General features: G+C 32.7%; 1 protein-coding gene. It reads right to left on the reverse strand.

Going from position 1 to position 275, the window contains the following annotated elements:
- Positions 1 to 176 (reverse strand): hemerythrin domain-containing protein (locus tag CVH10_RS27335; protein WP_369335911.1); only part of this gene is annotated, 176 nt, incomplete at its 3' end.
- Positions 177 to 275: the final 99 nt, after the last annotated feature.

The raw sequence follows: 275 nt of genomic DNA on the forward strand, positions 1-275 counted from the left end.
AAGGTAAAATGAGACTGGGTATAGTCAATAATATTATCGAGAATCTGTTTAATACGGGCACGATCGGTATTTTCACCAATCTCGACAATTTCGTTAATATAATCAAGAATACGTTTATGTTGGTCATCAATCACATCGATGCCAGTATTATATTCTGGAATCCACTTCATTTTCATACGACCACCCCTGAATCAAATGATTTATAAGCTTTGAGCATAGTAGCCATATTTAATTTAAAATAAAAATGAAGTGATTTACTTGGGATTCCTGTTTCT

Origin of the sequence: Halomonas sp. ND22Bw, assembly GCF_003011945.1 — a bacterium.
Classification (GTDB): Bacteria; Pseudomonadota; Gammaproteobacteria; order Pseudomonadales; family Halomonadaceae; genus Halomonas; species Halomonas halophila.